Here is an 18,893-nt window from a genome sequence, read left to right as displayed (position 1 = left end):
CCGAAGCAATACACTAACCCACTATATATCAATCCATCACTCCCCACCTAATGGAACAGATCATTCCTGTGCTTGTCGATTTGTTGTTGCTGTTCATTGCCTGGCTTACGCCTTCATCGCTATGAAAAATCCCTTTCGTTCGCGCAACTCGGCCTTGCCCGGTCTTTACCTCGATATACTGGAGAAAACATTGATCCGGCAGCAGGGGCAGTCTGATTGTGGGGTGGCCTGTCTGGCATCGCTCCTGGCCTATTATGGCGGATATAGTCGGCTGGAACGGCTGCGCGAACTAAGCGGTACCGACGCGCAGGGAACCACCTTGCTGGGCCTGTGTCAGGCCGCGCGGCAAATCGGGTTCGACGCCGACGGTATGCAAGCCGACAGCATCGAGAACCTGAAAACCGACGTGTCGGTGCCGGTCATTCTCCATGTCCTGATCGATAATGTGTTGCAGCATTACGTGGTCTGCTACGGCTGGGACGCTGCCCGGCAGCAATTTCTGATCGGCGATCCGGCGCGGGGCGTACACCACCAAACCACCGACGAACTAGCCGCGATATGGACGTCGCTGGTGTTGTTGCACCCGATACCAACGGAGCGGCTGGTGAAACAGGCCGACGAGAAGAAACAGCAACGTACCTGGCTGCTCAACCTGGTGCGGGCCGACATTCCTTTACTCTCCATTGCTACGGGCCTGGGCATCGTTACGGCGGTGCTGGGGCTGTCGACGGCTATTTTTTCGCAGAAACTGGTCGATGAAATTCTACCCAAACACGACACCAAACGGCTAATGCTGGGTATTGGTCTGCTGGCGGTTTTGCTGGTGGCGCGGGCCGGGGTGGGTTTTCTGCGCGGGCTGCTGCTCAATCGCCAAAGCCGCGACTTCAACAACCGCATCGTCAATCAGTTTTATGGGTCGCTGCTGCGTTTGCCCAAGTCATTTTTCGATAGCCGCAAGACGGGCGAACTCATTGCCCGGCTGAATGATACCGGCCGCATTCAGCGCACGATCAGCCACCTGACCGGCGCGGTCATTATCAACGCGTTGGTGGTGCTTATATCAGTCGGCTACATTTTCACCTACGCCGTGCCGGTGGGTTTGCTGACGTTACTGAGCATCCCCCTCTTTGCCGCGTTGGTGTGGCGATATCATCGGCGTATCATCAACGGGCAGCGCGAGGTGATGGCAGCATCGGCCCGCACCGAAAGCAATTATGTCGATACCATTCAGGGCATCGACGTGATTAAAACGGCCAACCGGGAATCGTTTTTTTCGGCCATTACCAAAACCGTCTACGGTCACTATCAGGATCGCGCCTATTCCCTGGGTACGTTGGGCCTGCGTTTCAACCTGACTGCCGAAGTCATTGCTGCCCTGCTGATCACGGCTATTCTAGGCGCTATTTCGTGGCTGGTGGTACAGAAAACCATGCAACTGGGTGAAATGATGGCGGTGCTCACGCTGGTCGGCACCATTATTCCGGCGGTGGTCAGCCTGTCGTTGACCAACATTCAGTTGCAGGAAGCCCATGTCGCTTTCGACCGGATGTATGAATACGCCCACCTGCAACAAGAGCCTACAGAGCACGTACCTGACCCGACGTTTGCGTTCGAGTCGCTGTCCATTAAGGGGCTGGATTTCCGGTTTCCGGGCCGGGCATTGCTGCTCGAAAACATATCGCTCCAGCTGCGGCGGGGTGAATGGGTAACGCTACTTGGCGAAAGTGGCAGCGGCAAAAGCACGTTACTTCAGGTCCTGCAACGATTCTACACCCCCGAAAACGGGCAACTGCTGGTCAACGGACACGATTGGCAACAGATCGACGTACCTACCTGGCGAACGGCGCTGGGCGTAGTGCCGCAACAGATCAAGCTGTTCTCAGGTACGTTGCTGGATAATATCTGCCTGAGCCAAACCGCCGACGAAGCCGAAGCCATCGTTCAGTTCTGCCGCGATTATGGTTTCTCGACCTATTTCGAGCAGTTTCCGCAAGGCTACCTGACCATCCTGGGCGAAGACGGCGTAAACCTGTCGGGCGGTCAACGTCAACTCGTTGCACTGGCCCGCGCCCTGTACCAACGGCCACAACTGCTTTTGCTCGATGAGCCCACCGCCGCCATGGACCGCCACACCGAACAATTCGTGCTGGACCTCCTCACGCAATTACAGCCACAAGTCGGCATTCTGTTCATCACCCACAAAGCGCAGCATTCGGAGTTAGCTGACCGAACCTACCTGTTGGATGGTAGACAGTTGGTATGCGTAGAGCCGCAATACCTTGCCGGTCCGCCGGTGCGGGCTCATCTCGCGTAAGCAACACACGTACAAACTATTGACGTTATAGAAGACGCCAATACACGTTGCTGACGCCAGAGTAGCCCGCACCGACGGACCGACAAGATGTTGCGGCTCTACGTCTATTTCTCCCAATAGTCACCAATAACACCCAGCAACTCGGGCTGAACGGCGCAACCGGCTACGACGTCGCCGCCGAACAGGGTTGTATCGCCGCCCTCGAAATCAGTGACGATGCCACCTGCTTCGCGCACGAGGCACATGCCCGCCGCCATATCCCATGATTTGAGGTTGTACTCAAAAAAGGCTTCGAAGCGGCCAGCGGCTACGTAGGCGAGATCAATAGCGGCCGAGCCCATTCGGCGCAGGCCGTGGGTACGTTGCATCAGTTGCTCCAGAATGTGCAGATACGGCTGCATCTGCTCAAAGCGGTAATACGGAAAACCCGTCGCAATCAGCCCATCGGCCAGCTTTTGTGCGCCTGACACGCGCATGGGTTGCTCGTCGCCACCACCAACGCTAAGCCAGGCTCCCTGTCCCTCAGCCGCCGAAAAGCATTCATCTCGGTTGGGATCATACACCACACCGGCAATGGGTCGGTTACCCTGCGCCAGGCCAATGCTCACGGCGAAAATCGGCAGGTTATGAATGAAGTTAGTCGTTCCGTCGAGCGGGTCGATGATCCAGTTCAGGCCCGATTTGTCAGCCTGGTCGGTGGTGCCCTCTTCGGTGATAAAACCGGCCTCAGGCAGCAACGCGTGTAGCCTCGGCACCAGCATCTTCTCGCACTCTTTATCGACGTACGACACCAGGTCGTTCAGTCCTTTGTATTCGATGGCATCGAGGCTGAATTTCTGGCGTTCGGCCAGCAGGAACGTACCTGCTTCGCGCGCAATGGCGTTGAGGTCAGCGCGAAAATTTTGAGGGAAAGTCATTATGCAGCGGTTAGTATTCTGACAGGATTCACAGGATTTTCCTCTCCGTCAAAAGCAGGGAGAATCCTGTGAATTCTGTCCGGAAAAATTAACTCTGAGTTATTAAATCTGTAGTCAAATTGGCCCGTTCGGTTTTTACCCACGAGCGAAAGAGCGCCCGCACCAGCAACGTACCCACGAAGAGCGTATCGGCAAAGCCGGGGGCGTTCAGGACGAAGAACGAGATGATCAGCAGCAGCGCCGTGATACGGAAATACGTATTCCGCTCAAATGGATGCCGTTTGGGCGAAGTGGCCCAGAAAACGCCCGGGAGGTGCAGTGGCATCAGCCAGAGCAATGTAGGGTTCCAGGTCGTGACGCCGTGGTCGGTGGCAAACCAGAGCAGAAACAGAAACCAGCCCCACGCCCCTGCAAAGCCAAACAGCAACCGGTCGAGCCACATGCCCGAGCGGGCACCAGCGTTCCAGTGCCGCCACGTCAGGAAGGCCACGATCACGAGCAGCACCAAAAACACGAAATCGGGATAAGCCACAATTGGCAGGGTGCTTTTGAACAGTTGCTGCCCGGCAAAAATCGTTTGCTCCTGGGTGACCAGCGGCGTCAGCTGCCCGTTCGGGGCACGTACCTGCGCTTTGGTAAGCTGATCGAACACGTTGTTGGGCAGGTACATGGCTTCCCAGCCGGTCGTTACTTTATCAGCCGGCCGGCCAATGGCCAGGTTCATGCCCAACCGCTCCCAGGGTTTAGCACCCAGGTAATCGTTCATCCAGTCACGATACGACTTGGTGGGCTGTTTCACCTGAGGCGACCAGATCAGGCTGTCGCCCATGGCCGTCGTGATCATATCGCGGGGACGTGTCGAGCAATTATCGTAGTAGAATCGGTAGCTGTACTCGCGATTCTGTGGTAGCAAATTCGTTTCCAGCGCCTGATACAGCCGCTGTTTCTGCGGCCCCGACATGTTCAGCACCTGCTCGCGAATGCTCCGGTTATACTGCTGGTAGTAATAGGCAACCTGAAACAGGTTGTGCGACGAGATATGATACGGCAACGTACCCCGCAGGAACTTGATGACGAAGTAGTCGGCAGCGTAATCGAACCCACCGTAGCTGTAGTTACGATCGATCCCCGTCATCGGGTCGTTGATACGGATTTCGGTATGCCCGAACACCGACGAAATATCTTCCTGACCGGGGCCATACGTGATCAGGCTCACACGGGCAGCGGGCGACAGTTGCTGGGCGGAAGCACCAATGAACAATGAACAATGGATAATGAACAGGGCCGTCAGGACGTACCTGAGTTTGGGAAGGCTATTCATCATCGTCATCTGTTTCGTCTTCGTCGCCGGTTGCCCGTTGTTTGTAATAGTCATCGCCTTTTTTGTTGCGTTTCTGTTCGACTGGTTCCGGTTTCCCTCCCACGCACAACACGATTTCGCCTTTGATGGGTTTCGCCGCAAAATACGCCTGAATCTCGGTCAACGTACCCCGCACCGTTTCTTCAAACAGCTTGGTCAGCTCACGCGACACACTGGCGGGACGGTCAGCACCAAATACATCGGCCAGTTGCTCCAGCGTTTTCAGCAACCGGTGCGGCGATTCATAGAAGATCATCGTCCGGGTTTCGTCGGCCAGCGCCTGTATGCGCGTTTGCTTCCCTTTTTTGTGGGGCAAAAAGCCTTCGAAGGTAAACCGGTCTGTTGGTAGTCCCGAATTGACCAGCGCCGGTACGAACGCCGTGGCACCGGGCAAACACTCTACCGGAATATCGGCTTCAATGCACGCCCGTACCAGCATGAAACCGGGGTCAGATACGGCGGGCGTACCAGCATCAGATACCAGCGCCAGCGTTTTCCCCGCCTTCAACTGCGCAATGACTTTCTGAATCGTCCCGTGTTCGTTGAAGATATGGTAACTGTGGAGCGGCTTGCTGATGTTCAGGTGCTTCAGCAAAAACCCCGACGTGCGGGTGTCTTCAGCCAGAATGCCATCAACGCTCTGCAGCACCTTCACCGCCCGCAGCGTAATATCGTCGAGGTTCCCGATGGGGGTTGGTACGAGGTAAAGTTTCATGGGTAGTGAGTCGGTAGTCAATAGTCGATAGTCGCGCTGCTAAACTTCAAAATGGTGGTTTAGCAGCGCGACTATCGACTATTGACTACCGACTAAAGTTTATCTATCGCTGCCGCCAGCGTGCGGTCTTTTTCGGTCACGGTATTGCCCGCGTCGTGGGTCGTCAGTTCGATGGTCACCTTGTTGTAGACGTTGGTCCAGAACGGGTGATGATCCATTTTCTCGGCGATCAGCGCCACGCGGGTCATAAAGGCAAACGCCTCCGTGAAGTCGGCAAAGGTAAAGTGCCGAACGAGCTTATTGTCTGTTTCCTGCCACATAATAATGGGGGGAGGAAAGGAGGAAGGGGAGGAAGGAGGAAAGGGAGCTCCGCTTGATGCAAGTTTATGCCACTAGCGAAGCTCCCTTTCCTCCTTCCTCCCCTTCCTCCTTTCCTCCTGTTTTATGCTTTATAAAAAATCCATTTCGATAACTCCCGGTACGTTGGCTTCTTGCCGTACATCAGAATACCCACGCGATAAATACGGGCGGCCAGCCAGGTGGTGCCCATAAAACCGGCGATCAACAGACCCATACTCAGCGCAATTTGCCAGGCCGGTACCCCAAACGGAATACGAATCATCATAATAATCGGGGACGTTAGCGGCACCATCGACATCCAGAACGCCAGCGTCCCGTCGGGGTCACGGATAATCAGTTGCGATAGGGCAATGGAAGCGATAATGGGAATAGTGATAGGCAGCATAAATTGCTGCGTTTCCGTTTCGCTGTCAACTGCGGCCCCTATGGCTCCGAAAAGTGAACTGTAGAGTAAGTAACCACCCAGGAAGAAGAACAGAAAGCAACCCGCAATGAGGGGTACGTTCAGGGTTTTGATGGCGGCGGTCATTTCAGCGACCGGATTTTTCGAATCCTCCATCTTCTTCTGAACATCGCTCTGCCCCGGTACGGTACTCATCTGCATAGACCGGGTATTGGCGGCAGTTTTGGCATAGTTAGCGCCAAAAATGGCCGAGCCAGCCGACACTACGCCGATTGTCAGTAAAATCCAGAGCGTGAACTGAGTAAGACCTACTAACCCCACACCAACGATTTTGCCCATCATGAGCTGAAACGGCTTGACCGAAGAGATAATGACCTCAATGATCCGGTTGGTTTTTTCTTCCAGCACCCCCCGCATCACCTGCGCTCCGTAAATAAACACCGACAGATAAATCAAAAAACCACACAGGCCACCAATGATCGTGGTGATGATCGAATTGGTGCTTTTTTCGCCCTCGTCGCTCAGGTTGATCGTTTTGGCCGACACCTTCGTTTTAGCCTCTTTAATCACCTGCTGCGTAATACCCGACCGGCTCAATTTGATCGTCTCAATCTCTTTGGAAATCGCCGATTCAATATTGCTTTGCAGGTTAAGGCTTACACTCTTATTCGAGAAAATCTGTACCGTTCTGGGTTGCTCAATGACATCTTTCGGAATAATGGCCAATGCATCATAATTTTTGGCAACCAACTGCTTTTTGGCTTTCTCGGGCGAATCGTTCACGTACACGAACGCCGTTTCTTCGTCACCTTTCAACTTATTGACAAACTGACCATTCTGATCAATAACAGCCACTTTCTTCATCGACACTGACCCGACGGTGGCCCATATGATAGCCCCATAAAACGCAGCCAGCATGAGCGGCGCCAGGATGGTCATGACGATAAACGACTTTTTCCGGACACGTACCAGATACTCCCGTTTGATGATTATAAGTATAGTGTTCATAAGGCAGCGCTACCAATGGCTTTAATGAAGATGTCGTTCATACTTGGAATGTTTTCGCCGAAAAGACGTACCTGAACGCGGTCGATGAGCAGGCGGATCAGGTCATTGACGGCCGCATCGGCCGGAATCTTGATGTCGGCCCGGCTGAAACCGTCTTCGCTCTTACCCGCATCTGTCACGGTAAAGGCGGTAGGTAGCTGGCTCAGGTCACCCTGGTACTCAACGCGGTAGGTGTGCGTCTTGAATTGCTCTTTTATTGCGAGTTTCGGCCCGTCGAGGATTTTCTTTGAGCGGTGAATCAAGGCAATATGGTCGCACAGTTCCTCAACGGTTTCCATCCGGTGGGTCGAGAAGATGATGGTGGTGCCTTTATCGCGCAGTTCCAGAATCTCGTCGCGGATGAGGTTGGCGTTGATGGGGTCGAAGCCGGAAAACGGTTCGTCCAGAATGAGCAGGTCGGGCTGGTGCAGCACCGTGGCCACAAACTGAACTTTCTGCTGCATACCTTTCGAGAGGTCTTCCACGTTTTTGCTCCACCAGGTTTTGATCTCGAATTTCTCGAACCAGATTTTGAGCTTGTCCATGGCCTGCTTCTCAGTAAGCCCTTTTAGCTGAGCCAGATACAGGAGTTGTTCACCCACTTTCATCTTCTTGTACAGGCCCCGCTCTTCGGGCAGGTAACCAATCCGGCGAACGTGTTCGGGACCAAGTGGCTTACCTTCAAAGAACACTTCGCCCGCATCGGGGCCGGTGATCTGGTTGATGATTCGGATGAGCGACGTTTTACCGGCACCGTTCGGGCCAAGTAAGCCAAAAATGCTGCCTTTCGGAATAGTCAGGCTGACGTCGTCGAGCGCCCGGTGCTGGGCATATTGTTTCGTAATGTGGCGGGTTTCCAGAATAGCCATATGCGTTTCCGTTGGTGAACAGCCGCAGCTGCGACGGTCAGCCAAATATAGCCGACACGAACGTACCTATAGCTTCAATGAGAGAGAGCGGTTCGATTTGTACAGGAAAGGCAAAAAAACAGCCCCCACCAATTCTGGCAGGGGCCATCCTATCTGTGCTTGGCCAATTTCTCAGCCTATTGGTCGGCCTAGTTCGTGTACTTCTCGCGGATTTGAAACAGCATGAATAAGCCGATCAGGAACGAAATGATGAAGCCAAACACATCGAACGACACAATGCTTGAAAGCAGGTACAGGAGTTGGGCCAGATATAGTTTTGTCCAGCTCTCTCTGGTCCGTTTAAATAAACCCGGAATAGCAAGTATACCTATAACAAGCGCAGCCACGATGATCAGCAGTGAGATACTGGCGCGGATATTCAGGAAGAAGCCGCTCAAAATAGCCACTCCGCCACCGAGCACAATGGCGAGTACGCTCAGTGGCAACAGGATGACACTAACATAAGGCGCTACTTTAACAATAATCTCTTTGATGTTATCGGGGAGTTGAAAGGGCGCCTTACTGGTAAAAATTGGTGCTAATTCAGGTTCGAGTACGGCGGGTTCGGCCATGACAATAATGAGGTTTAGGTCAGAGAAGGTAGTATATAAGCTGGTTGTGCCACCAACTATTCCCTGCTTATTTACCTGATTTACAGACCCATTCACAATATTATTTACTAATCGGTCGGAGGTTACCTAAAAACGCGACGATAAATGGGTTTTCGATACGCAAATTGTGCCCACATCAGTGGATACATAACGTAATCGAGCAGGCGGTAGGGCGTCAGGTACGTGATCTCATCGGCGATGATCGTGCCTTCGCCCTGCCGAATCAGCCGGTGCCTGTGGTGCCAGGCTTTCAGGAAAAAGGGCAGTTTCGTTCCCTGATCGACAAAATAAATCTCATCATTGGTTTCTTTCTGATCAATAATATCGCTGTTCCAGACCTGTTTAACGAAAATGAAGTTCAGTTCAAGCGAAACAACATCACCAGTCATACAGCCATCGAATCGCAGCACACGCACGGGCGGGAAAGGCGGGCTAAGCCGGTTGAACAAGTCGCGGTTGAACCCTGCCCAGACTGTAGACAAAGGGCAGTTCACAGGCGTACGTATGATTAGTTTCATGTATGTAAGTTAAACGAAAGAGAACAGTATGACTCTAACCACAAAAGATAGGTCAATCCGCCTATCTTTGCTTACTGACTTAAATCATATTCTAACCTTATTTATCACAACATATGAACGTCTCACGCTTCATCATTCCGCTGATCCTTATCACCTTCCTGGCCACGGCTTTCCGTTCATCCGACAACCCCGATGCGGTGTTGGGTACCTGGCTCAACGGCACCAAAAAAGGTCGTATTCAGATTTATAAACAAGGCGATAAATACTTCGGTAAGCTGGTCTGGCTGATCGAACCGAACGACCCGGCCACGGGAAAACCCAAACTCGACTTCAGAAATCCGGACGATAAGCTAAAAAGCCGCCCGATGCTGAACCTCAACATCATGACTGGTTTCAGCTACGACGGTGGCAACGTTTGGGATGACGGTAAGATCTACAACCCCGAAGATGGAAAGACATACAGCTGCAAAATGACGCTGAAAAACCCGAACACGCTCGACGTGCGCGGCTATGTTGGCATCTCGCTCATCGGCAAATCTCAAACCTGGACGCGGTTTAACTAGCTAACCAGCCTGCAGGTCGATAAAGGATAAAGGGGCTTGCCGCAGCGGTAAGTCCCTTTATCCTTTATCGACCTGCAGGCCATCAAAGTCGCCTGTTGCGCTATGACTATATCTACTACGATCATTATCGGTGCAGGGCCGGCCGGACTCGCTGTTGCGGGCAGACTGGCTAAACTAGGGCAACCGTTCATGCTGCTTGAAGCCACCGACAGCGTAGGAGCAGCCTGGCGTCAGCACTACGACCGCCTGTGCCTGCATACAGTCAAAGAAGAATCGGCCCTACCGCACCTCCCCTATCCCGCCCATTACCCCACCTACGTCTCGCGCAACCAGCTGGTAACGTACCTGGAACAGTACATTGCGCATTTCGGTATCAAGCCACTCTATAACCAGTACGTTCTGTTGCTGGAACGTACCCAGAATGGGCATTGGCAGGTAACCACCAAAACCCACACATTTGCGTCAGATAAGGTGGTGGTGTGTACGGGTTACAATCGAGTCCCCTACCGGCCCGATATACCTGGCCTCGAGGGATTTCGGGGTTTAGTAGTGCACAGTCGCGATTACAAGACCGGCGCCATGTTCCGTGGGCAGCGGGCGCTGGTTGTGGGCATGGGAAATACCGGTGCCGAGCTGGCACTCGACTTACAGGAGCAGGGGGCTTTTCCAACCATATCGGTCCGTGGCCCCGTCAACATTGTCAAGCGCGACACCTTTGGTCGGCCCGCGCAGCCATCGGCCATCAAGCTCAGCAAAATGCCCAACTGGTTTTATGATTTTGCCGCTCGCCTGTCGCAGAGACTGACCGTTGGTGATTTGTCCAGGTACGGGCTTATCACACCGCCTTATCCTTCGTCGTACCAGATTCGAGTGCTCGGCAAAATACCCGTCATCGACCTTGGTACGGTAGATCAGATCAAGGCAGGCACCATAGCCGTACGCCCCGGTATTAAGCAGGTGAACCCCAACAGCGTTATCTTCACTGACGGCCGCGAAGACCCGTTCGATGCCATCATATTGGCAACCGGCTACCGCACTGGCCTTGCTGAGTTGCTGGCTCCCGAAATCAGCCGCAAAATTCTGAACGAAAAAGGCTACCCGCGCGGCCTGTGGGACACTAGTCCGGCCCTGAAGGGTCTGTATTTCCTCGGTTTCGCCCTTCCCCTGACCGGCATCCTCCGCGGCATCCGCCTCGACTCCGAACGTATCGTTGAGGAATTGACGAAAAGCTAGGTACGTTGGTGTAGCCGGCCTGAACAATCACAAAAAGAGCGTCGGCCTCCAGTCTGAAAGCCGACGCTCTTTTTAAGTGTACGTCACAAGGTATATTTCGTAACTGAGTTAGTACCCGCCTCGGTAGGTATAGGTACTGGCTACTTTTTCGATGGCGACCATGTAGGCAGCCAGACGCATAGGCACCTTGTACTTCTGCGATGTTTCAAACACCCGGTCGAAGGCGTCCTTCATCACGCGGTCGGCCCGGCGGTTGATGCGGTCGAGGGTCCATTTGTAACCGATGCGGTTTTGTACCCATTCAAAGTACGACACCGTCACGCCCCCGGCATTGGCCAGAATATCAGGTACCACCATGATGCCTTTGCTGTTGATGATCTCGTCGGCCGATGCTGAGGTTGGGCCGTTGGCCCCCTCCACGATCATCCGCGCCTGAATGGTGTGCGCGTTTTCGTCGGTAATTACGTCTTCCTTGGCGGCCGGCACCAGAACATCAACGGCCAGCGCCAGAAGCTCTTCATTCGTGATCTTTTCAGCCCCGGTAAAGCCCTCCAGGGTACCTTTATTGGCATTCCGGTACGCCAGCGCAGCAGTGATATCAATGCCGCGGTCGTTATAATATCCCCCCGAAATGTCGCTCACAGCATTTACCGTTACACCACGTTCGTGGAGCAGTTCAGCAGCAAATGAGCCTACGTTACCAAAACCCTGCACCGCCGCCGTGGCCCGGTACGGGTTCATCCGCAGTTTGTCCATGGCTGATAGCGCCGCCACCGTAACACCACGGCCTGTAGCTTCAGTACGGCCCAGTGAACCACCCAGAACAAGCGGCTTTCCAGTCACTACACCGTTGATGGTCATACCTTTAGCTTTCGAGTATTCATCAACAATCCAGGCCATTTCACGCGGGCCAGTACCCATATCAGGAGCCGGAATATCGCGGTCGGGTCCAAACACGTCGAGCATCTGCACGGTATACGCCCGAATGAGTCGCTCAATTTCGCCAGCCGACATTTCGCGGGGGTTGCAGGCGATACCACCTTTGGCACCACCATACGGAATGTCAACCACGGCACATTTCCAGGTCATCCAGGCAGCTAGGGCACGTACCTCGTCGAGGTGTACGGCCGGATCGAGGCGAATACCGCCTTTAGACGGCCCCAGAATGTTTGAGTGGATTACCCGATAGCCTTCAAATACCCGGATGCTTCCATTATCCATTGTGACGGGCAGGCCCACAATTACTTGCCGGGCCGGCACTTTCAGAATGTCGTACATCTCATCGCTGATGCCCACCAGCCGGGCTGCTGCGTCGAAACGCGACATCATGGATTGAAGCGGATTTTCTTTGTCTTTAATTGGAGCTGGTTCAATATATCCCATTACCATTCTATTTTTAGTCTGTGTTGATTTCCACGCTATTACGCAGAGAAGCAAGACATTAAGAAGTCAGATTGTCACTATAAGGTTCTGAAAAATGTATCTTTTGTTAGAGCATACTGCCCGTTTCTTGCCGTCGTAAACATAACGATTAAGTACGAATTGACGATAAAAGCCTATTTTATCTAAGAATCGTCTACAATAACAGTAACGTATATTGTTCGCCGTGCTTCGGCTTTAACCGAATAGTCAATCATCAATTAAGCAGTTTTCAGAATATTGATTCGCCATTTAGTCAATAATCAACTGGGTAAGTTTTCTGAAAAAGTTTGAGCGGTTGTATGTTTTATTGAAAAGACGCTAACGGCTTTGTATTTTTGTTGTAGTATTCACCGGGCAATACCCAACCTATCAATACAACCAACCAATGGTCTTGGAAGAGAAGAAGCGTTATTCAGAAGAAGATTTGAAAGAGTTTCAGGAGCTGATCTCGCAGAAACTCGAGGCCACGCGTAGTGAGCTGAACTACATCAAAGAGGCGCTCAGTAAGCGAAATGATAGTGGCACCGATAACACATCGGGAAACTCGAAGTTACTGGAAGATGGTGCTGACACCAGTGAACGCGAAAACCTCAGCCAATTAGCGGCCCGGTTACAGAAGTTCACCAACCAGCTGGAGTCGGCCATGGTCCGTATCAAAAACGGAACATATGGCATCTGCATCGACTCAGGGAAACTGATTCCCAAAGAACGTCTTCGGGCGGTACCACATACGCAGCAAACGATCGAAGCCAAGCTTCGTCGCTCATAAAGTGGCGCTGCTCATCAGCAGCTCAAACGTGTAGGCACTGACTTACCCGGCGTATCAGGTACGTTCCGGCTGAGTCAGTGCCTCTTTTGTTGTCAGGATCTTACGGTATGGCGCGGGGGTGTCATTATGTCGTTATATGGCAAGCATTTTATTGCCGCTCATCAGGGCAATGCGGTTGTAAAAAGTTGGCAATCTAATTGCGCTAGCTCATAACAAGCAGACCAATTGGGCATACAGCCCCATAGGCACGAGTATACGCTCGCGCCAACCCTGCCGGAAAACCCGTTAATCCCGAAAACCGTACCTTTGCCACTGTATGGGAATTCGCTCAACTTTCAGTAAACCGCTGGCCCGATGGGTTCGGCAACGGCAGCAATCGTGGCGCGAACAGCCCGGTGAAGCGCAGCAACGCTGGTTTCGGCAGCTTATCGATCGTGCCGCCCGGACGCAGTTCGGCCGCGACCACCATTTCGCCGACATACGTACCCAGGCGGATTTTCGGCAGGCCGTACCTATTCGCGACTATGAAGCCCTGAAGTCCTACATCGAGCGTGTTACCCACGGCGAACCCGATATTCTGTGGCCCGGAAAACCGGCTTATTTCGCCAAAACATCAGGCACTACCTCGGGAACGAAATACATCCCACTGACGAAGGAATCACTGCCCAACCACATTAATTCGGCCCGCGACGCATTGCTCTGCTACGTCGACGAAACCGGCAACTCTGCTTTCCTGGACAAGAAACTGATCTTTTTGTCGGGCAGTCCCGAATTAGACGAAAAAGCGGGTATCCACACCGGCAGGTTGTCGGGCATTGTGAATCACCATATTCCGGCCTACCTGCGCTCGAACCAGATGCCGAGCTACGAAACCAACACCATCGACGATTGGGAGACCAAACTCGACCGCATCATTGATGAGACACTGACGGAAGACATGTCGTTGATTTCGGGCATTCCACCCTGGGTACAGATGTATTTCGACCGAATTCAGGCGCGTACGGGCAAGGCCATCAAAGACGTGTTCCCCAACTTTTCGGTCTTTGTCTACGGCGGTGTCAACTTCGCGCCTTACCGCGATCGGCTCTTCGAGAGCATTGGAAAACGTATCGACAGCATCGAAACGTACCCAGCTTCGGAGGGTTTCATTGCGTACCAGGATTCACAAAACGCCGAAGGGCTACTGCTGCTAGCCGACAGCGGCATCTATTTCGAGTTCGTCCCCGCCGACCAGTATTTCGCCGAAAACCCACCCCGCCTGAGTATTGACGAGGTAGAACTGGGTAAAAACTATGCCGTCATCATCAATAATAACGCGGGTTTATGGGGCTATTCGTTGGGCGATACCGTAAAATTCGTTAGTCAGAACCCACACCGAATTGTGGTAACGGGGCGCATAAAACACTTCATTTCTGCCTTTGGTGAGCACGTCATTGGCGAAGAAGTGGAGAAAACCTTACAATATGCCATGCAACAGCAGCCCGAAACGGAGGTCGTTGAGTTTACGGTAGCGCCGATGGTCAGTCCGGTAGAAGGGCTACCCTACCACGAGTGGCTTGTCGAATTCGGCCAGCCTCCACGAGATACGGCCCGTTTTGTGCAGGACCTCGACACACAGCTGGCCAAACTGAATGTGTACTACGACGACTTGATCAGCGGGGCTATTCTACAACCGCTGAAACTAACTTCCCTTCCTCGCGGCGCGTTTCAGCAGTACATGAAAAGCCAGGGCAAGCTGGGCGGCCAAAACAAAGTCCCCCGCCTCAGCAACGACCGCACCCTCGCCGACGGCCTTTTGCAGGTAATGCGTTAGCTTTGTTAAGTAAGTAGGGCAACCGCTACACCTATGACTACGCAGCTAATCGACTCGACTTTCATTCTGACAATCCTGAGCGAACTCAAACAGCGCCTCCAAGCTGAGTTTGCGGTTTGTCAGATTGGATTATATGGCAGTTTCGCTCGTAATGAGCAATCACCGGCAAGTGATATCGATCTGGTGTTTGCCGTTGAAGAGAATCGCTACCTCTCGCTAGCCGAACGCGAAAAACTGTATCGTCTACTACGGCGTAAATTAGGTCGCAAGCTCGATTTGGTTAACGAAAAGGTGATGAACCCCTTCGTAAAGTACACCATGCAAAAAGATGTACTCTATGTTTAGTAGTAAGAATCTGACCTACATCTGTACGATTCTGGAATGTATTGAAAAGATAACGATCTATACACAGAGCTTTTTTAAAGCGGACGAATTTGTTTGAGCAAACGATCAACCTCATTACAACGCAATAGGGAGCGAACTTCTGCCGCTTAAATCCATTCTCCTACTCATGCTAGATGAGGCTGATTTTGAACCGGCTGCACTCAGATTAGCCGTCGACTCTCCTCATTACAGTCATATTCAATATTTGCGTGACCGACTAAATGACGAATCCGAATCCTAAACGCCGCATTGCCATTCTGGGCTCTACGGGCTCCATTGGTACCCAGGCCATCGAGGTAATATTGGCTCACCCCGACCAGTTTGAGGTGGAAGTGCTCACGGCAAACCATAATGCCGATCTGTTGATTGAACAGGCCCGCCAGGTACGTCCCAACGTGGTGGTGATCTGCGATGAATCGCGCTACGACGCCGTTTTCTCGGCCCTCGACCCGCTCGATATCAAAGTCTACGCTGGCCTGACGTCTATCGCGTCGGTAGTACAGATGGATACCGTCGATATGGTGTTGACGGCTATGGTTGGCTATGCCGGTCTGTTGCCAACGATCAAAGCCATTGAAGCCGGTAAACCCATTGCCCTGGCGAATAAAGAAACGCTGGTGGTAGCGGGCGAACTCATCACGCGTATGGCGGCCGAACGGGGCGTCAATATCTACCCCGTCGATTCGGAGCATTCGGCCATTTTCCAATGCCTGGTTGGTGAGTTTCATAACCCTATCGAGAAGATCATCCTGACGGCATCGGGTGGGCCGTTCCGGGGGCGCGACCGAACGTACCTGGAAACGGTGACCAGAGCCCAGGCACTGAAACACCCCAACTGGACAATGGGCGCCAAGATCACCATCGACTCGGCCACGCTGATGAACAAAGGGCTGGAGGTAATCGAAGCCAAGTGGCTATTCAATCTACGGCCCGACCAGATCGATGTAGTTGTGCATCCGCAAAGTATCGTGCATTCACTGGTTCAGTTTGAAGACGGCAGCATCAAGGCGCAGATGGGCCTGCCCGATATGAAACTACCCATTCAGTTTGCGCTCGGCTACCCAAATCGGCTAAAATCTGATTTCCCGCGTTTTAATTTTACCAATTATCCGTCGCTGACGTTCGAGCAGCCCGACCTGGGTACGTTCCGGAACCTGCAACTGGCATTCGATGCGCTCGATAAAGGCGGTAACATGCCCTGTATCATCAACGCAGCCAACGAGATAGCCGTTGACGCTTTCCTGAACGACCGGGTTACTTTTCTGGGAATTTCCGACGTTATCGAGGCGGCCATGCAACACGCTTCATTCGTGGCAAATCCTTCGTACGACGACTACGTAGCCACTGATAAAGAAACCCGCCGGATTGCGACCGAAAAGATTGGTACTTTTGTTTAAAAATGAGAAGTTGGCTACGTTGACCAACGTTGATCTGTAGTAGGGGCGACCCATCGTGGTCGCCCGTTTTTGGGCCGACAGGACCGCTAATAACGTGCAGAAGCGAACTGCCAATAACGCGTTAAGGGCGGTCCTGTCGGCCCGAAAGCGGGCGACCACGATGGGTCGCCCCTACAGATCAACGTTGGGCGACATACACCACCATCCGGTATTCTTAAAGTAATAGATGGAAACAGTAATCATGGTTGGTCAGCTGTTGCTGGCCCTGTCAATATTAGTAGGTCTTCACGAGCTGGGGCACTTGGTAGCTGCCCGTATGTTTGGCATGCGCGTGGAACAATATTTTATCGGCTTCCCGCCAAAGGTGTTCAGTTTTCGGAAAGGCGAAACAGAGTATGGCCTTGGCGCTATTCCGCTGGGAGGCTTCGTGAAGATTTCGGGCATGATCGATGAGTCGCTGGATACGGCGCAGTTGCACCTGCCTCCACAGCCGTACGAGTTCAGGGCTAAACCAGCCTGGCAGCGACTGGTTGTGATGCTGGGGGGTATCATCGTCAACGTGATCACCGGTATAGCCATTTTTGTAGCGCTGATGTATAGCCTGGGTAGCACTTATATCGCCACGCAGGATGCTAAGTACGGCATTGTAGCCCTGGAATACGGGAAGCAGATTGGCCTGAAAACCGGCGACCGTATTGTTGAAATCAACGGTAAATCATTTGATAACCTCGCCGACGTTACCAGCCCGGATGTGTTGCTGGGCAACAATAGTTATTACACCGTTGAACGGGCAAACGCCAGTGGTAGCCTCGAACGCATCCGGATTGATGTACCAAATAACCTGGCCGAAAAGTTTTCAAGCAAAGAAACCGCCGGGCAGTTTATCGCCCCCATCTTTCCCTTCGATATTGGTGAGGTACAGTTGGGGTCAGAAGCAGAGAAAGCAGGATTGAAAGCCGGTGACCGGATTACCAGCGTCAACGGTAAACCAACGGCCTACTTTCATGAGGTACAGGAAGCCGTTAAGGCTAATAAAGGCAAAGCAATCACACTTGGCCTGCAACGCGGAAATCAGGCGTTAACGATCCGCCCGGTTGTGTCGAATGAGGGAACTATTGGTTTTTTCCCGAACTCGTTGCTCAAAGAAACACACGTTGACTACACCTTCGGAGAAGCCGTTTCTAAAGGTACCGAACGGGCATTTGGCGTTATCTACGACAACATTCGGGGTTTCGCCAAAATCTTCAAGGGTGAAGTGTCTCCGTCGAAAGCCATCAGCGGCCCGGTTGGTATTGCCAAAATGTTTGGTGGCGTATGGGACTGGACGCGTTTCTGGTCGCTGGCGGGTCTGCTGTCAATGGCGCTTGCTTTTATGAACGCACTGCCTATTCCGGCCCTGGATGGTGGGCATGCCACGATGCTGCTTTACGAGATGGTATCGGGCCGTAAGCCGTCTGATAAATTCGTGGAAGGTGCCCAACGTGTAGGCATGGTAATTCTGTTAGGACTGATGGCCTTTGCCTTTTTGAATGACATCTTTTTCAAGTAGGGCAATGGAAGGAGGAAAGGAGAAAAGGCAGAAAGGAGAAAAGGGCGCTTCGCCATATGTATGCTTCAGGATAAAGCACCCGTTCCTCCTTTCCTCCATACCCCCTTTCCTCCTTTTCACCATCCTCCCCTTCCTCCTCGTTTCGTTTCATGTCCACGATTTTCATACCAGTCTGACTCAGATGGAGTTCGATGCCAAGTCGCAGACTGTTGAGGTCAGCATTCGCATGTTCACTGATGACCTTGAAACGGCATTAACGCAGGAAAATGGCGGCAAACCTATTCACTTCGGTGGGCCAACCAAGCCCGATCAGGTACTTGAGCGTTATGTACGTAAGCACTTCGTTGTAGCAGACGCGCAACGTAAACAGAGATCGTACACGTATGTCGGGTATGAACAGGAATCTGATGCCCATTGGGTATATATAGAAATGCCCGCGTCAGGTGCCGACCCGTTCAAGAACATCGTAATAAAGCAGGATATATTAATGAATTTATTTAGCGATCAGGTTAACTTAGTAAACATTCAATATAATCAGCAGAAGAAAACGGTGGTGTTCCGAAACAATCAACCGGTGCAGGCAGTATCGCTTTAAAGAAATCGGCTAACT

General features: G+C 52.5%; 18 protein-coding genes. 9 read left to right on the top strand and 9 right to left on the bottom strand.

Going from position 1 to position 18,893, the window contains the following annotated elements; all coding sequences use genetic code 11:
* The first annotated feature begins 121 nt into the window (after positions 1-121).
* Positions 122-2,314, top strand: a complete 2,193-nt coding sequence (locus tag J2I46_RS13110) for a peptidase domain-containing ABC transporter (RefSeq protein ID WP_207329482.1) — start codon at positions 122-124, stop codon at positions 2,312-2,314.
* Between the two features lie 104 nt (positions 2,315-2,418).
* On the opposite strand, the gene J2I46_RS13105 is transcribed toward J2I46_RS13110, so the two are convergent.
* The 8 genes from J2I46_RS13105 to J2I46_RS13070 form a co-directional block, all read right to left on the bottom strand.
* A complete protein-coding gene (locus J2I46_RS13105) occupies positions 2,419-3,231 on the bottom strand; it encodes an inositol monophosphatase family protein (protein ID WP_207329481.1) in 813 nt (270 codons plus the stop codon).
* 88 nt (positions 3,232-3,319) lie between these two features.
* A complete protein-coding gene (locus J2I46_RS13100) occupies positions 3,320-4,606 on the bottom strand; it encodes a lipoprotein N-acyltransferase Lnb domain-containing protein (protein ID WP_229379737.1) in 1,287 nt (428 codons plus the stop codon).
* Positions 4,545-5,306 (bottom strand): 16S rRNA (cytidine(1402)-2'-O)-methyltransferase, encoded by a 762-nt coding sequence (rsmI, locus tag J2I46_RS13095; protein WP_207329480.1) that lies wholly within the window; start codon positions 5,304-5,306, stop codon positions 4,545-4,547. The genes J2I46_RS13100 and rsmI overlap by 62 nt, the downstream gene beginning before the upstream one ends.
* A gap of 92 nt (positions 5,307-5,398) precedes the next feature.
* A complete protein-coding gene (locus J2I46_RS13090; protein ID WP_207329479.1) occupies positions 5,399-5,626 on the bottom strand; it encodes a 4a-hydroxytetrahydrobiopterin dehydratase in 228 nt (75 codons plus the stop codon).
* Positions 5,627-5,748: 122 nt separating this feature from the next.
* Positions 5,749-7,077, bottom strand: coding sequence for an ABC transporter permease (locus J2I46_RS13085; protein WP_207329478.1), 1,329 nt, complete (start codon positions 7,075-7,077; stop codon positions 5,749-5,751).
* Positions 7,074-7,985, bottom strand: a complete 912-nt coding sequence (locus tag J2I46_RS13080) for an ABC transporter ATP-binding protein (RefSeq protein WP_207329477.1) — start codon at positions 7,983-7,985, stop codon at positions 7,074-7,076. The genes J2I46_RS13085 and J2I46_RS13080 overlap by 4 nt, the downstream gene beginning before the upstream one ends.
* A gap of 188 nt (positions 7,986-8,173) precedes the next feature.
* Positions 8,174-8,692, bottom strand: coding sequence for a chromate transporter (locus J2I46_RS13075; RefSeq protein WP_207329476.1), 519 nt, complete (start codon positions 8,690-8,692; stop codon positions 8,174-8,176).
* Between the two features lie 26 nt (positions 8,693-8,718).
* Positions 8,719-9,153 carry an SRPBCC family protein gene (locus J2I46_RS13070; protein WP_207329475.1) on the bottom strand — a complete coding sequence of 145 codons (435 nt, stop codon included), beginning with the start codon at positions 9,151-9,153 and terminating at the stop codon, positions 8,719-8,721.
* A gap of 113 nt (positions 9,154-9,266) precedes the next feature.
* Here J2I46_RS13070 and J2I46_RS13065 point away from each other — a divergent pair, with 113 nt between their 5' ends.
* Positions 9,267-9,716, top strand: coding sequence for a DUF2147 domain-containing protein (locus tag J2I46_RS13065; protein WP_207329474.1), 450 nt, complete (start codon positions 9,267-9,269; stop codon positions 9,714-9,716).
* A gap of 102 nt (positions 9,717-9,818) precedes the next feature.
* On the top strand, positions 9,819-10,949 hold the full coding sequence (locus tag J2I46_RS13060) for a flavin-containing monooxygenase (protein ID WP_207329473.1): 1,131 nt from the start codon (positions 9,819-9,821) through the stop codon (positions 10,947-10,949).
* A 108-nt stretch (positions 10,950-11,057) separates the two neighbouring features.
* Here J2I46_RS13060 and J2I46_RS13055 read toward each other — a convergent pair whose 3' ends face one another.
* Positions 11,058-12,332, bottom strand: a complete 1,275-nt coding sequence (locus J2I46_RS13055) for a Glu/Leu/Phe/Val family dehydrogenase (protein WP_207329472.1) — start codon at positions 12,330-12,332, stop codon at positions 11,058-11,060.
* A gap of 424 nt (positions 12,333-12,756) precedes the next feature.
* On the opposite strand from J2I46_RS13055, the gene J2I46_RS13050 reads away from it, so the two are divergent.
* The 6 genes from J2I46_RS13050 to J2I46_RS13025 all read left to right on the top strand — a co-directional run bounded on the left by J2I46_RS13050 (position 12,757) and on the right by J2I46_RS13025 (position 18,878).
* Positions 12,757-13,140 carry a TraR/DksA family transcriptional regulator gene (locus tag J2I46_RS13050; protein ID WP_207329471.1) on the top strand — a complete coding sequence of 128 codons (384 nt, stop codon included), beginning with the start codon at positions 12,757-12,759 and terminating at the stop codon, positions 13,138-13,140.
* A gap of 316 nt (positions 13,141-13,456) precedes the next feature.
* On the top strand, positions 13,457-14,953 hold the full coding sequence (locus J2I46_RS13045; protein WP_207329470.1) for a GH3 auxin-responsive promoter family protein: 1,497 nt from the start codon (positions 13,457-13,459) through the stop codon (positions 14,951-14,953).
* Positions 14,954-14,986: 33 nt separating this feature from the next.
* The gene (locus J2I46_RS13040; protein WP_207329469.1) at positions 14,987-15,298 is read left to right on the top strand and encodes a nucleotidyltransferase family protein; all 312 of its coding nucleotides are present in this window, start codon (positions 14,987-14,989) and stop codon (positions 15,296-15,298) included.
* Between the two features lie 260 nt (positions 15,299-15,558).
* Positions 15,559-16,734: a 1-deoxy-D-xylulose-5-phosphate reductoisomerase gene (locus J2I46_RS13035; protein WP_207329468.1), complete on the top strand. Its 1,176-nt coding sequence runs from the start codon at positions 15,559-15,561 to the stop codon at positions 16,732-16,734.
* Positions 16,735-16,960: 226 nt separating this feature from the next.
* Positions 16,961-18,283 carry an RIP metalloprotease RseP gene (gene rseP / locus J2I46_RS13030; RefSeq protein WP_207329467.1) on the top strand — a complete coding sequence of 441 codons (1,323 nt, stop codon included), beginning with the start codon at positions 16,961-16,963 and terminating at the stop codon, positions 18,281-18,283.
* A gap of 4 nt (positions 18,284-18,287) precedes the next feature.
* Positions 18,288-18,878 (top strand): DUF6702 family protein, encoded by a 591-nt coding sequence (locus J2I46_RS13025; protein ID WP_229379736.1) that lies wholly within the window; start codon positions 18,288-18,290, stop codon positions 18,876-18,878.
* Positions 18,879-18,893: the final 15 nt, after the last annotated feature.

The organism is Fibrella forsythiae, from assembly GCF_017353175.1.
GTDB lineage: Bacteria > Bacteroidota > Bacteroidia > Cytophagales > Spirosomataceae > Fibrella > Fibrella forsythiae.
This window is presented reverse-complemented; position numbering and strand designations above follow the sequence as displayed.